The organism is Sphingomonas koreensis, from assembly GCF_002797435.1.
Taxonomy (GTDB): Bacteria; Pseudomonadota; Alphaproteobacteria; order Sphingomonadales; family Sphingomonadaceae; genus Sphingomonas; species Sphingomonas koreensis.
On sequence record NZ_PGEN01000001.1, the window covers coordinates 867,185 to 880,362 of the forward strand.

Annotated in this window: 10 protein-coding genes and 1 tRNA gene; 7 read left to right on the forward strand and 4 right to left on the reverse strand. The window is 67.0% G+C overall.

Annotated features, from left to right (window positions below):
* Window positions 1–36 precede the first annotated feature (36 nt).
* Window positions 37–1,131, reverse strand: coding sequence for a S41 family peptidase (locus BDW16_RS04095; protein ID WP_066576324.1), 1,095 nt, complete (start codon window positions 1,129–1,131; stop codon window positions 37–39).
* A gap of 117 nt (window positions 1,132–1,248) precedes the next feature.
* On the opposite strand from BDW16_RS04095, the gene BDW16_RS04100 reads away from it, so the two are divergent.
* Together BDW16_RS04100 and BDW16_RS04105 are read left to right on the forward strand one after the other, a co-directional pair.
* Window positions 1,249–1,737 carry an Lrp/AsnC family transcriptional regulator gene (locus BDW16_RS04100; RefSeq protein ID WP_075151562.1) on the forward strand — a complete coding sequence of 163 codons (489 nt, stop codon included), beginning with the start codon at window positions 1,249–1,251 and terminating at the stop codon, window positions 1,735–1,737.
* Between the two features lie 13 nt (window positions 1,738–1,750).
* Window positions 1,751–2,188: a DoxX family protein gene (locus tag BDW16_RS04105; protein ID WP_066576329.1), complete on the forward strand. Its 438-nt coding sequence runs from the start codon at window positions 1,751–1,753 to the stop codon at window positions 2,186–2,188.
* 52 nt (window positions 2,189–2,240) lie between these two features.
* Here BDW16_RS04105 and BDW16_RS04110 read toward each other — a convergent pair.
* Together BDW16_RS04110 and BDW16_RS04115 are read right to left on the reverse strand one after the other, a co-directional pair.
* Window positions 2,241–2,317 (reverse strand) — tRNA-Asp (locus tag BDW16_RS04110).
* 44 nt (window positions 2,318–2,361) lie between these two features.
* Window positions 2,362–3,537, reverse strand: coding sequence for an AI-2E family transporter (locus tag BDW16_RS04115; RefSeq protein WP_237241371.1), 1,176 nt, complete (start codon window positions 3,535–3,537; stop codon window positions 2,362–2,364).
* Window positions 3,538–3,684: 147 nt separating this feature from the next.
* Between BDW16_RS04115 and BDW16_RS04120 the strand changes: the two genes are divergently transcribed.
* The gene (locus BDW16_RS04120) at window positions 3,685–5,160 is read left to right on the forward strand and encodes a glycerol kinase (protein WP_066576332.1); all 1,476 of its coding nucleotides are present in this window, start codon (window positions 3,685–3,687) and stop codon (window positions 5,158–5,160) included.
* A gap of 167 nt (window positions 5,161–5,327) precedes the next feature.
* On the opposite strand, the gene BDW16_RS04125 is transcribed toward BDW16_RS04120, so the two are convergent.
* Window positions 5,328–7,031, reverse strand: coding sequence for a class I adenylate-forming enzyme family protein (locus BDW16_RS04125; RefSeq protein ID WP_241230458.1), 1,704 nt, complete (start codon window positions 7,029–7,031; stop codon window positions 5,328–5,330).
* Window positions 7,032–7,252: 221 nt separating this feature from the next.
* Between BDW16_RS04125 and BDW16_RS04130 the strand changes: the two genes are divergently transcribed.
* From BDW16_RS04130 to BDW16_RS04145, 4 genes are all read left to right on the forward strand, one after another.
* On the forward strand, window positions 7,253–8,449 hold the full coding sequence (locus BDW16_RS04130) for a serine hydrolase domain-containing protein (RefSeq protein ID WP_198585762.1): 1,197 nt from the start codon (window positions 7,253–7,255) through the stop codon (window positions 8,447–8,449).
* A 138-nt stretch (window positions 8,450–8,587) separates the two neighbouring features.
* Entirely contained in the window at window positions 8,588–10,618 is a 2,031-nt protein-coding gene (locus tag BDW16_RS04135; protein WP_066576340.1) for a 3-hydroxyacyl-CoA dehydrogenase NAD-binding domain-containing protein, read from the forward strand.
* Window positions 10,611–11,972: an amidase family protein gene (locus tag BDW16_RS04140; RefSeq protein ID WP_066576342.1), complete on the forward strand. Its 1,362-nt coding sequence runs from the start codon at window positions 10,611–10,613 to the stop codon at window positions 11,970–11,972. Before BDW16_RS04135 ends, BDW16_RS04140 begins: the two co-directional genes overlap by 8 nt.
* Window positions 11,969–13,150 carry an acyl-CoA dehydrogenase family protein gene (locus BDW16_RS04145; protein WP_066576344.1) on the forward strand — a complete coding sequence of 394 codons (1,182 nt, stop codon included), beginning with the start codon at window positions 11,969–11,971 and terminating at the stop codon, window positions 13,148–13,150. Before BDW16_RS04140 ends, BDW16_RS04145 begins: the two co-directional genes overlap by 4 nt.
* Window positions 13,151–13,178: the final 28 nt, after the last annotated feature.

Sequence of the window (13,178 nt, forward strand, 5' to 3'; positions counted from 1 at the left end):
ACCCGGTCATAGCGACGATGGCCGGGTGGAACCGTATCAGCGCGTCCGGCGCGCCATCGACCCGGTCGGCATATATTCGGCCGAGAGCGCCTCCGCCTCTGCGGGGGCGACGCCCGCGCGTGTGAGCGCTTCGACGAGCGCACGTTCCGGGGCGACCTTGATATCGGGAGTGACGCCGGTCCCCTCCCAGCCCTTGTCGCCCGGAAAATAGCTGTGGCCAAAGGGGATGAAGGCCGAATAGCCGCCGCCCAGCTTCACCGCACCGCCGTAATGCCCAGCCCCGGCCGTGGTATCGCCGATCAGCGTGGCCCGCTTCGTGCCCTTGAACGATGAGGCGAGATGCTCGGCCGCCGACGCCGTGCGCGGCGAAACGAGGTAGTAGATCTTCGCATTCACCCATGGGCTGGCGGGGCTGACAGGCGTGACCCGGTGCTCGCTGCGCGCCAGCTCGGCGGGGGCATCCACCTTGACCAGCGAGCGGAACGGCAGCGGACCGTTGACTGCCGCGACCGATGCGCGGGTATCCATCACCATCACCGGCTGTGCCTTGGCGAAGATGCGCGGGAAGAGGACGTCCATTTCCTCGAGCCCGCCGCCGCGATGGGTGCGCGCGTCGATGATGAGGGTCTTCGCCCCGGCAGTCCGGTCGAGGAATTCGGCGAAGGCTTTCAGCGTTTCGGGCTGACCGTAGAAGCCGTTGAAGCGGACGAAGGCGATACCGGGCGCGATCATCCCTGCCCGCTCCATCGGCGAGGGCGGCGGCGCTACAGGTGCGCCTCCCTGAGCGGCCCGCGGCTGAGGCGACGGACCGCCATCCAGAAACATCGCCAGATGGCCGTCAGGCGCCACCGCCTGAAGGTCCGCCGTTACCGCACGGGCGAAGGCGACGCTATCGGTGAACCCTTCATAGCCCCCGGCAGCAAGCTTGGCGCGCAGCGCGGCGGCATAGCGCTTGGCGACGTCGGGAAAGACGAACGTCTTTTCGATCTCATCGGCCAGCTTGGCCACCGCCTTCTTTGCTTCGGCGGCGTCATAGATCGCGATTTCGCCAGCGGGGGCCGTCGCCGCGGCCTGGGCCATGGCCGGCACCGCCGCCGCAAGTATCGCAACCGCCAGAACATGCTTACGCATCAACACTCTCCATCTTTCGACATAGAGCGTGTTCTATCCGGCCAACACGCCTTTTGCGGGCGATCTGAACCGGCTATGCGACGAAAAACGGCAAAGTCAGGGGTGCGGACGGCGAAGATGGGCAAGCTCGACGCATTCGACATCCAGCTGCTCAACCTGCTGCAGGCGGACGCGCTGGCGACCGCCGAGCAACTTGCACAGGCGGTGCCTCTCTCCGCCTCCGCCGTGACCCGTCGCGTGCGGCGGCTGCGGGCCGAGGGCTGGATCGCTGCCGACATCGCGGTGATCTCGGCGAAGCTGACCAACCGGAGGCTGCGCGCCCTGGTAAGCGTGCAGGTGCATGAACATGCCGAGGAACGCGGCATCGCCGCGCTGCGCGCGAAACTCGCCGCGGCGCCCGAGGTGCAGATGATCCTCGATGTCGCGGGCGCCAACGACCTCGCCGTGCTGATCAGCGCGCGCGACATGGCGGACTATAACGCACTTGCCGAGCGGCTGTTTCAGCAGGACCCGGCGGTACGGAGATATGAAACCGGCTTCGTCAAACGGGTACACAAGCAGAGCGCGGCGATCCCGCTGCGTCCGGGAGACGGCGATCTGACCTAGAAGGGGACAAGCGATGAGGCGGAAGCGGAGCAACTGGTTGACCTTGCCGCAGCTGGCGGGCGGCGCCGATCTGGCACTGCTGGCGGCGCGGCTCGTGATAGGCGGGTTCCTGATCTACGGCGTGTGGGACAATATCGTCAGCGCCGAGCGTATGGCCGAGTTCGAGAAGTTCCTGACGGTCAAGGGCTTCGCCCTGCCCGGGCTGATGGCCCCGCTGTCGGTCTATGCGCAGTTCCTCACCGGTGTCGCCTTCATCGCCGGTTTCGCGATTCGCTGGGCGGGCCTGATCTGCGCGTTCAACTTCATCGTCGCGCTGGTGATGGTCGATGCCCCGCTCGGCATCCGCCCGGCCTTTCCGGCGGGGGCGCTGGTGGTGATCGGACTGCTCTTCGCGACGATCGGCGCAGGGCGGCTCTCGCTCGAAGGCATGTTCGCGCCTCAGCGGCGTTAGCCGGTTGCGGCAGTGCAAATCTGGAGAAACAAGGGGCCATCCCTGAAGAGGATGGCGCGAGTGACGGGGCTCGAACCCGCGACCTCCGGCGTGACAGGCCGGCGCTCTAACCAACTGAGCTACACCCGCTCAAGTCCCGCGCCGCAGCGCTTTCCCTTGCGAGAGCGCGGCAACTAGACGGGGGGTTCGGGGCTGTCAACAGCCCTTTCGAGATTGTTTTGCGCAGTTGGGGATAATGGCGTTCCGCCCGCCACCAGCGTGCCGTGCTCGAACAGGAATCCGGCGATGTCCGGCTTGCCCGCGGCGTTGAGCACCGTCTGGAAGATGATCAGCAGCGGCACCGCCAGCAGCGCGCCGGGCGTGCCCCACACCCAGCCCCAGAAGGACAGCGAGATCAGGATCATGATCGGATTGATCGTCAGGCGCCGCCCGACGATCAGCGGAGTCACGACATTCGCCTCGATCAGGTGAAGCGCGATCATGATTCCCGCAGGCAGCAGCGCGGCCCACACGTCCTGGTACGTCATCAGCCCGCCCAGCGCGAGCAGCAGCGCGGCGAAGATCGGGCCGAGATAGGGGATGTAGTTGAGCAGGGTGACGATGCCGCCCCACATCAGCGGGCTGGGCATGCCGATCAGCCACAGTGCGCCCGCGACGACCAGCCCCAGCGTCACATTGATCGCGGTGATCGTGCCGAGATAGGCCGAGGTGTCGTCGACCACGTCCTGAATCACCCGCGCGGTCGCCATCGCCCCGCCGAAGCTGGTGCGGCTGGTGATCGCCTTGCGCCGCAGCCGCGTCCATCCCGACAGGAAGAAGAAGATCACGAGGATCGCAAAGAACATCTCGATGAACGCGGCCGGCGCGGCGGTGGTCACGAACTCGAGCAGCGAGCGCGGCGGCTCGGCCGCGGCGCGGGTCGGACGAATCGGGCTCTGGGCGAAATCCTGGATCGTCTTGTTCACGAAGGTTTCGAGGTTCGCGTAGAAGTCGATCAGCGGCCGGACGTTCGACTGGATGTTGTCGATCCGCTCGGGGATCGCGCTCAGCCAGCTCCATGCCGGGACGACGATCGATACGATCGCGGCGTTGGCGGCGGTGAGGAACAGCAGCACGCAGATCAGCGCGGCGAGCGGGGTCGGCACGCGATGCCGCTCGAGCCACTCCAGCACCGGGACCAGCGCGACCGCGACGACCAGCGCAGCGGTGAGCGGCAGGAAGAAGGGCGAACCGGCCTTGAGCGCAAAGGGAAGCGCGAGGAACAGCCCCGCACCGATCATCAGCGTCAGCGCGGCGAGCAGCCGATCGCGGCGATTCTCTGCCTCCGTATCGTGCGCGGGCGCGACGATCGGCTGGAGCGGCGGCGCGGGCGACGATACCGCACCGGTCTCCGACGCCTGCTCTCCCCTGCCCGCTTGCTGATCCAAGTTTCGCCCGCCTTTCAACGGCTTTCTAGCGCGATTTGCGCGGCTTGTAATCCCGGCTAACCTGCGATCATGGGTGAGAAACTGCTGGTCATCGACGAGGGAACCACCTCGACCCGCGCGATGCTGTTCGCGCCGGATGGAACGCTGCTCGCGAGCCGATCCGCCGAGCTGGCGCAGCATTATCCCGCGCCGGGGCTGGTCGAGCATGACGCAGCGGAGATCTGGGAAAAGACGCTGGGCTGCGCCGTCGCAATGGTCGAGGCCGCGGGCGGCGCCGACCGGATCGCCGCGATCGGCATCACCAATCAGCGTGAGACGATCGTCTTCTGGGACAAGGCCACCGGCGAGCCGCTCGCGCCCGCCATCGTGTGGCAGGACCGGCGCAGCGCGGCGATCTGCCGCGAACTCAAGGAAGCGGGCGAGGAACCGGGCGTGCAGGCGCGCACCGGCCTGCTGCTCGATCCTTATTTCAGCGGAACCAAGATCGCCTGGGCGATGGCGAACTGGCCGCAGTTGCGCGAGGCCGGGGACCGGCTGGCGATCGGCACGGTCGAAAGCTGGCTGGTCTGGAAGCTGACGGCCAATGAGAAGCGGGGCGGCCTCCACATCACAGACGCGACCAACGCCTCACGCACGCTGCTGATGGGCCTTGGCAGCGGCGGGTGGAGCGACGGCCTGATCGACCTGTTCGGCGCCCCCCGGGCCGCCCTGGCCGAGATCGTCGATTGCGCCGGGCGATTCGGCGAGACGACGCTGTTCGGCGGCCCCATCCCGATCTGCGGCATGGCGGGCGACCAGCAGGCGGCCACGATCGGACAAGCCTGTCTGTCACCCGGCGATACCAAGGCGACGTTCGGTACAGGCGCCTTCGTCCTCACCAATGCCGGCGAGCGCCAACCCGCGTCGAAGCACCGGCTGCTCTCGACCGTGCTTTGGCAGCTCGGCGGGCGGCGCACCTATGCGATCGAGGGATCGGTGTTCGTCGCGGGCAGCGTGGTGAAATGGCTGCGCGATTCGCTGGGGCTGATCGAAAGCGCGGGCGAGACCGAGGTGCTGGCACGATCGGTGCCGGACAATGGCGGCGTCTATTTCGTCCCCGCGCTCACCGGGCTGGGCGCGCCCTGGTGGGAGCCCGAAGCGCGCGGCGCGATCAGCGGTCTCAGCCTCGCCAGCACCAGAGCGCATGTGGTCCGTGCGGCGCTGGAGGCGATGGCGCACCAGAGCCATGACCTCAAGGCCGCCTTCGCCGCCGACGGCGCCGACTGGTCGAGCCTGCGGATCGACGGGGGTATGATCACCAACGACTGGATCGCGCAGGATCTGGCCGATGTGCTCGACCTGACGGTCGAGCGGCCGGACTTCACCGAGACCACCGCGCTGGGTGCCGCGATGCTGGCAGGCGTCGGGTACGGACTCTTTGCCGGGCTGGACGAGGCCGCGGCGATGCGGGGCAAGGTGGAGCGATTTGCGCCGGGGATGAAGGTAGAGGCACGTGATGCGCGGCTGGCGGGCTGGAAGGCTGCGGTCGAGGGGGTGATGGCGTGATGCGAACCCAATTCATCGCCGGAATCGGTCTTCGCTATGACGTCCGCGTAGGGGATGGCCGCGTATTTGTCCGCCCGCTGGCAGGCGACTTCGCGAGCAAGCATGTCTGTCGGGCCCCCGGGGCAAGCCCGGGGTGACGAAATCGGTCCATTCTGGACCGATAATGCCTAAGCCGCCGCTTCCTCTGCGAACAATCCCTTCAGGTCCTTCTTGAGGATCTTGCCATTGGCATTGCGCGGCAGCGTGTCCCTGGTGAAGCGGATCGCGACGGGCACCTTGAACGCCGCGAGCCGATCGCGGACCCATTGCTGCAGTTCCGCCTCGCTCGCCTGCTTGCCCGGCGCGAGGTGAACGACCGCCACTGGTTCCTCGCCCAGCGTACGGTGGGGAATGCCGATCAGCGCGGCATCGGTCACCGCAGGATGCGCGTAGAGCACGTCCTCGACCTCGGACGAGTAGATATTCTCGCCGCCGCGGATGATGATGTCCTTGGCGCGATCGACGATGAACAGGAAACCCTCCTCATCGACCCGCGCGAGGTCGCCGGTGCGCACCCAGCCGTCGCGGAAGCTTTCGGCGGTCTCCTCGGGCTTGTTCCAATAGCCCTTCACGATCATCGGCCCCTTGGCCCATAATTCGCCGACTTCGCCGATGGGCAGTTCATGCTCGCCCTCGGCATCCATGATCTTGAGCTCGGCCACCGGTACGGGCGGGCCGGCGCTGGTCGGGCGGTTGAGGTAATCCTCGGCCGAATGCTGCGTGACTGTCGCCATCGTCTCGGTCATCCCCCAGCCGTTTCCGGGCAGCGCGCCGAATTCGGTGTAGATGCGCTTGACCAGCTCGGGCGCCGAGGGCGCGCCGCCATAGGCGATCATCTCGAGGCTGGAGAGGTCGTATTTGGCGCGCGCGGGGTGCTCGAGCAGCTGCCAGGCGATCGTCGGCACGCCGCCGGTCAGATTGACCTTCTCGCGCTGGATGATCTCCATCGCCTGCTCGACGTCCCATTTGCGCATGAAGATGGTGGTGTGGCCGGCGAAGACCGCACCCATCAGGCTCGCCGAACAGGCGGTGACATGGAACAGCGGGATCACCATGAGGCCGACGCGCGGTGTCGGATCGGGTGGCATCTCGCCGCGGCGCAGATAGGGACGCGCGCCGCAATAGCCGCTCGAAAGGATATTGGTGATGAGGTTGCGGTGCGTGCCGAGCGCGCCCTTGGGGTGGCCGGTGGTGCCGCTGGTGTAGAAGATCGTCGCGTCGTCGTCGGGCACCAGCGAGGGTTCGGCGGGCAGCGGCGCGTCGGGCAGCTCCGCCCAGTCCCCGGGCTTGCCGATCAGGTCCTCCAGCTGCCGCACGCCCTCGCCCAGCGGACCGCGCGCGCGGCTGACGACGATGTGCTTGAGGTCGGGCAGCCCCGGCAGCGCATCGGCGAGCCGATCGTAGCGCTCGCCATCGGTGAACAGCACCACGCTGCCCGAGTCGCGCAGGCCGTAGTCGAGCTCGCCCGAGGTCCACCAGGCGTTGAGCGGCACGAGGATCGCACCGATGCTGACGGCGGCGAAGAACACCACCGGCCATTCGGGCAGGTTGCGCATCGCCAGCGCGACGCGGTCGCCCTTCCCCACCCCCATCTCGCGCAGCTGCGTCGCGAGCCGGGCGACGGCACGGAAATTGGCTTCGAAGCTGACGCGCTCATCCTCGTGGATGGTGAAGATGCGGTCGCCATGCATCCGCGACGCCTGGATCAGCCAGGCCAGGCTGGGCGGGGCATTCTTCCACACGCGGGTGCGGACGCCGCGAATCTCGACCTCGTCCATTTCGAACTTCTGGCCGGGCGCGGTCATCAGCGCCTGCGCTTGCCCTAGCGTCATCTTCGGCCAGTTGGGGTCGAGCGGGATGATCGGTTCGGCAGCCACGGCACTCTCTCCAGCTTTGTTGAATGTGCGGTTTGGCATTTCCGCCACCACAGCTTTCAGGTTATTCTTGATTCATCCGCCGCCAAACGCAATAGGGAAGCGACAGGCGGGCCAAACCGCCGGAAGCAAGGATTCGAACCTAAGGTATGGACGCCGCCCGCTTCGCACCGCCTGCCATGACGGGCTTCGACGCTGACCGGCTCGCCGCGATCGATGCGTTCATCAAGACGCACTACCTCGACTCGGGCAAGCTGCCGCATGCTCAGCTGCTGATCGCCCGCGAGGGACGGATCGCGCATTTCAGCCATCAGGGCGCCGCGCGCGAAAATGGCGCGCCGGTCGATGAGACCTCGATCTTCCGCATCGCATCGATGACCAAGCCGGTCACCTCGATCGCGTTCATGCAGCTGGTCGAGGAGGGCAAGGTCGCGCTCGACACGCCGGTTCACCATGTCCTGCCCGAACTGAAGGGCGTTGGCGTCTATAATGGCGGCGGCGCGGGCGTGCCGTTCGTCACCAAACCGACCGCAGAACCGATGCGGATGGTGGACCTGCTGCGGCACACCTCGGGCCTGACCTACAGCTTCCAGAACCGCAGCAATGTCGATGCGGCGTATCGCGCAGGGAAGATCGAGAACTGGTACGGCAACCTTACCCTGGACGAATTCATCGCGGCGCTGGGCAAGCTGCCGCTCGAATTCTCGCCGGGCGAGGAGTGGAATTATTCGGTGTCGACCGACGTGCTCGGCGCGGTGGTCGAGCGGGTAGCGGGGATGCCGCTCGACCGCGTGTTCGAGGAGCGCATCTTCGCCCCGCTCGGCATGGCCGATACCGGCTTCTGGGTGCCCGAGGACAAGATCGCCCGGCTTACCGATTGCTGGACCCTCATCCAGGGATCGCGCGTCATGTACGACGAAGGCGCCAAGTCGGCATGGAGCCGGCGCCCCACCCTCGTCTCGGGCGGCGGCGGGCTCGTCTCGACGTCACTCGACTATCACCGCTTCGCGACGATGCTGCTGAATGGCGGCACGCTGGAGGGGGTGCGGATCATCGGGCGCAAGACACTCGAGCTGATGACGCAGAACCATCTACCCGGCGGCGGCGACCTTGCGAGCCTGTCGCGGTCGCTATTCAGCGAGACCAGCAATGCCGGTACCGGCTTCGGCCTCGGCTTCGCGATCAACCTCAATCCGGCGAAGTCGATGATCCCCGGATCGGTCGGCGAGTTCTACTGGGGCGGCATGTTCTCGACCGCCTTCTTCGTCGATCCGGTCGAGCGGATCACGATGGTGTTCATGACCCAGCTCTCGCCATCGGGCGCCTACCCGATCCGGCGCGAGCTCAAGACGATGATCTATTCGGCGCTGACATGATTTCGAACCCAACCCTTACCCCGTCATTCCCGCGAAGGCGGGAATCCATTCAGGGCTGACGTTCCGGCAGGAGCCGCAACCTCAGCGCCAATGGATCCCCGCCTTCGCGGGGGTGACGATTCAGAAGAAGGAAGACCAATGACCGGCCCAATCACCACAGAACGTCAGGGCGACATCCTCGTCATCACCTCGAACAACCCGCCGGTGAATGCGCTCGGCGCAGCGGTGCGGCAGGGGCTGGACGCCGCGATCAAGGAACTGGCGGGCGACGACAGCCTGAAGGCGGCGGTGATCCGCTGCGACGGGCGCACCTTCTTCGCCGGCGCCGACATCACCGAATTCGGCAAGCCGATGCAGGAGCCGTCGCTCCCGGTGCTGGTCGATCTGATCGAGGCGAGCGAGAAGCCGGTCGTCGCCGCCGTCCACGGCACTGCCCTTGGCGGCGGGTGCGAGGTCGCGCTGGCGTGCCATTACCGTATCGCCGTGCCCTCGGCGAAGTTCGGCCTTCCGGAAGTGAAGCTCGGCATCCTGCCCGGCGCGGGCGGCACGCAGCGGCTACCGCGCGTCGGGGGCGTCGAATTCGCGCTCGAGCTGGCGACCAAGGGCGACCCGGTTTCCGCCAGCGCCGCCAAGGACGCGGGTCTGGTCGATCGTCTGGCCGGCGAGGACAGCCTGACCGCCGACGCGATCGCCTATGCCAATGAGATCGCCGCCGCGCGTCCCCTGCCCCGCACCAGCGAGAAGCCGGTAACGGTGGAAGCAGGCGTGTTCGAGGCCTTCCGCAAGACCAACGCCAAGCGCTTCCGCAACATGGACGCCCCGGCCGAGATCATCGCGGTGATCGAAGAGACCGCGGGCAAGCCCTATGCCGAGGGCGTTCAGCGCGAGCGCATGGGCTTCATGAAGCTGATCATGGGCGCGCAGAGCGCCGCGCTGCGCCACATCTTCTTCGCCGAGCGCAAGGCCGCGAAGATCGACGATGTGCCCGAGGACACGAAGCTGCGCCCGATCAAGCGCGTCGGCGTGATCGGCGCCGGCACGATGGGCGGCGGCATTTCGATGAACTTCCTCTCGGCAGGCATCCCGGTGACGATCGCCGAGATGCAGCAGGAGGCGCTCGACCGCGGCACCGGCACGATCCGCAAGAATTACGAGGCGACCGCCGCCAAGGGCCGGATGACCGCCGAGCAGGTCGAGGGCGCGATGGGGCTGCTCAAGTCCACGCTCGACCTGAACGACCTCGCCGAATGCGACCTCATCATCGAGGCCGTGTACGAGAATATGGACGTCAAGAAGGACATCTTCGGCAAGCTCGACAAGATTGCCAAGCCGGGCGCGATCCTGGCATCGAACACCAGCTATCTCAGCATCGACGAGATCGCCTCGGCGACCGGCCGCCCCGGCGACGTCGTGGGCATGCACTTCTTCTCGCCCGCCAACATCATGAAGCTGCTCGAGGTCGTGCGCGGCGCCAAGACCGACAAGGACGTGCTGGCGACGGTCATGGACCTCGCCAAGAAGATCAAGAAGGTCGCCGTCGTGGCGGGCGTCTGCTACGGCTTCATCGGCAATCGCATGCTGATCCCGCGCCAGATGGAGGCGATGAAGCTGCTCCACGAGGGCGCGACCCCGATGCAGGTCGACAAGGTGCATGTCGAGTTCGGCATGCCGATGGGCCCGTTCCAGATGAGCGACCTCGCCGGTGTCGACATCGGCTGGCACCGCGACCCGACCCGGATCGAGAATATCCGCGACGCACTCGCCGCCGAGAACCGCTGGGGCCAGAAGACCAAGGCGGGCTTCTACGACTATGACGACAAGCGCAATCCGTCGCCCAGCCCGCGCGTCGCCGAGATCATCGAGGAGTTCCGCACCAAGACCGGCACCCCGCAGCATGAGGTGACCGACGAGGAGATCATGGAGCGCACCTTCTACACCATGGTGAACGAGGGCGCGAAGATCCTGGAAGAGGGCATGGCCCAGCGCGCGTCGGACATCGATGTGGTGTGGATCTATGGCTATGGCTGGCCTCCCTATCGCGGCGGCCCGATGTTCTGGGCCGATCAGGTCGGCCTCAAGACCATCGTCGCGGGGCTGGAGAAGCACGGCTTCGAGATTTCCAAGCTGCTCCGCGACAAGGCCGAGAGCGGCGGGAAGTTCAATGGCTGACCTGGCTGTCCCGGCACCGCATCGGGCGACCGATGCATGGGCCGGGACCGGCGCGCTCGGAATCGCCGCGGCCATCGCCGCCGGCGAGACCAGCGCGCGCGCGCAATGTGAACTGGCGATCGCACGGATCGAGGCGGACGACGATGCGATCAACGCCGTCGTCGTTCGCGATTTCGCGCGCGCCTTGGAGGCTGCTGACCGCGCCGACGCAGCGGTTGCGCGCGGCGAGCGCCGGCCGTTCCTCGGCGTGCCGATGACGGTCAAGGAAGCGTTCGACGTCGAAGGGCTGCCGACCAGCTGGGGCTTCGCGCACGCCCGCGACACTATCGCGACGAGCGACGCGGTGGTCGTCCAGCGGATGAAGGCGGCGGGCGCGGTGATCCTCGGCAAGACCAATGTCGCGCCCGGCCTTGCCGACTGGCAGTCCGACAATGTCGTCTATGGCCGCACCGCCAATCCGCGTGACCTCTCCCGCACCGCGGGCGGTTCCTCGGGCGGATCGGCGGCGGCACTGGCAGCCGGGTTCGTGACCGCAGAGATCGGATCGGACATCGGCGGGTCGATCCGCGTCCCCGCCGCCTTCTGCGGCGTGTGGGGCCACAAGCCGAGCTACGAGCTGATCGATCCCTATGGCCACCGCTTCCCCGGCAGCGACGGCGCCTCGCCCCCGCTCGGCGTGGTCGGTCCGATGGCGCGCGATGCCGCCGACCTTGCCGCGATGCTCGATATCCTCGCGGATACGCCGCTGCCGCGTGCCGGGCGGTTCCTTGGCCCCGGGGGCAAGCAGATACTCCTGCTCGACAGCCACCCCGCCGCGCCGACCGATCCCGCGATCCGCGGCGCGCTCGACCGGCTCGATGCAGCCGCGAACCAAGCGGGCATCCATATCGCCCGGTCGAGCGATCTCCTCCCCGATCTTGCCGCGCAGCATCGCGCCTATTGCAAGATGCTGGCGATCACCTTTGCGCGCGGCGCGCCGGGGCCGAACGGTCAGGCCGCAAGCCTTTCCGACTGGTTCGACCAGCTCGACGCGCAGGCGCGCAATCGCCGCATCTGGAGCCGGCTGTTCGACGAATTCGACGCGGTGGTGACCCCCGCAAATGTCGTCACCGCCTTTCCGCACCGCGACGATCCCTACAACGAACGCCGGATGACCGTGGACGGGCAGGATACGAGCTACGATGCCCAGCTCGTCTGGGCGGGCATCGCCACCTATCCCGGCCTCCCTGCTACCGCCTTCCCTGCCGGAACCACCGCCGACGGCCTGCCCGTCGGGCTGCAGGTGATCGCCGATTATCGCGACGACCACCGCGCCATCGCGATCGCCGATCTTCTCCACGGAGTGCTGCAATGAGTGACCTCGACACCTTCCGCGCCGAGACGCGCGCATGGCTGGAAGAAAACTGCCCCGCATCGATGCGCGAGCCGGTGCGCAGCGAGAAGGACACCGTCTGGGGCGGACGCGACCAGTCGGCGCTGACCCCGGACCAGAAGACGTGGATGGACCGCATGGCCGCGCGCGGCTGGACGGTGCCCGACTGGCCCAAGGCCTATGGGGGCGGCGGGCTGTCGCCGGCCGAGAGCAAGATCCTGCGCGAGGAGATGCGCGCGCTCGGCTGCCGCAATCCGCTCAGCAGCTTCGGCATCTCGATGCTCGGCCCGGCGCTGCTCAAATATGGCAACGAGGAACAGAAGCTCGAGCATCTGCCCAGGATCGCGCGCGGCGAGATCCGCTGGTGCCAGGGCTATTCGGAACCGAATGCGGGCAGCGACCTTGCCGCGCTCGCCACCAGCGCCGAGGATATGGGCGACCATTACCTCGTCAACGGGCAGAAGGTGTGGACCAGCTATGCCGACAAGGCCGACTGGATCTTCTGCCTCGTCCGCACCGACAAGAGCGTCAAACAGGCCGGGATCAGCTTCCTGCTGTTCGACATGGCCTCGCCAGGGGTATCGACCAAGCCGATCCTGCTGATCAGCGGCTATTCGCCCTTCTGCGAAACCTTCTTCGACGATGTGAAGGTGCCCAAGGCCAATCTGGTGGGCGAGCTCAACAAGGGCTGGGACGTCGCCAAGTATCTGCTCGGGCATGAGCGCGAGATGATCAGCGGCATGGGGCTTGGCCTGTCGAGTGGCGGCACGCTGATCGGCAATGCGGTGGCGCGGATGGGGCTGGGTGACGACGGCCGCCTCGCCGATCCGCTGCTGCGCGGTCAGATCGCATTGCACGAGGTCCGCGCGCGTGCCTTCGCGGCGATGTCGGAACGGTTCCTCGACGAGCTCAAGACCGGCCGTGCGCATCCCGCCCAGCCGAGCATGATGAAATATTACGGCACCGAGCTGAACAAGGCGCGGCACGAGCTGGAGATGGCAGCGGGCGGATCGGACTCGCTCGAATGGGAGAGCGCGGCATCGAACAACGGCGCCGCGCCGCGCGCCTGGCTGCGCACCAAGGCCAATTCGATCGAGGGCGGGACCAGCGAGGTCCAGCTCAACATCATCGCCAAGCGCATTCTGGAGCTGCCTTCGTAGGAACCGTCACCCCAGCAAAAGCTGGGGT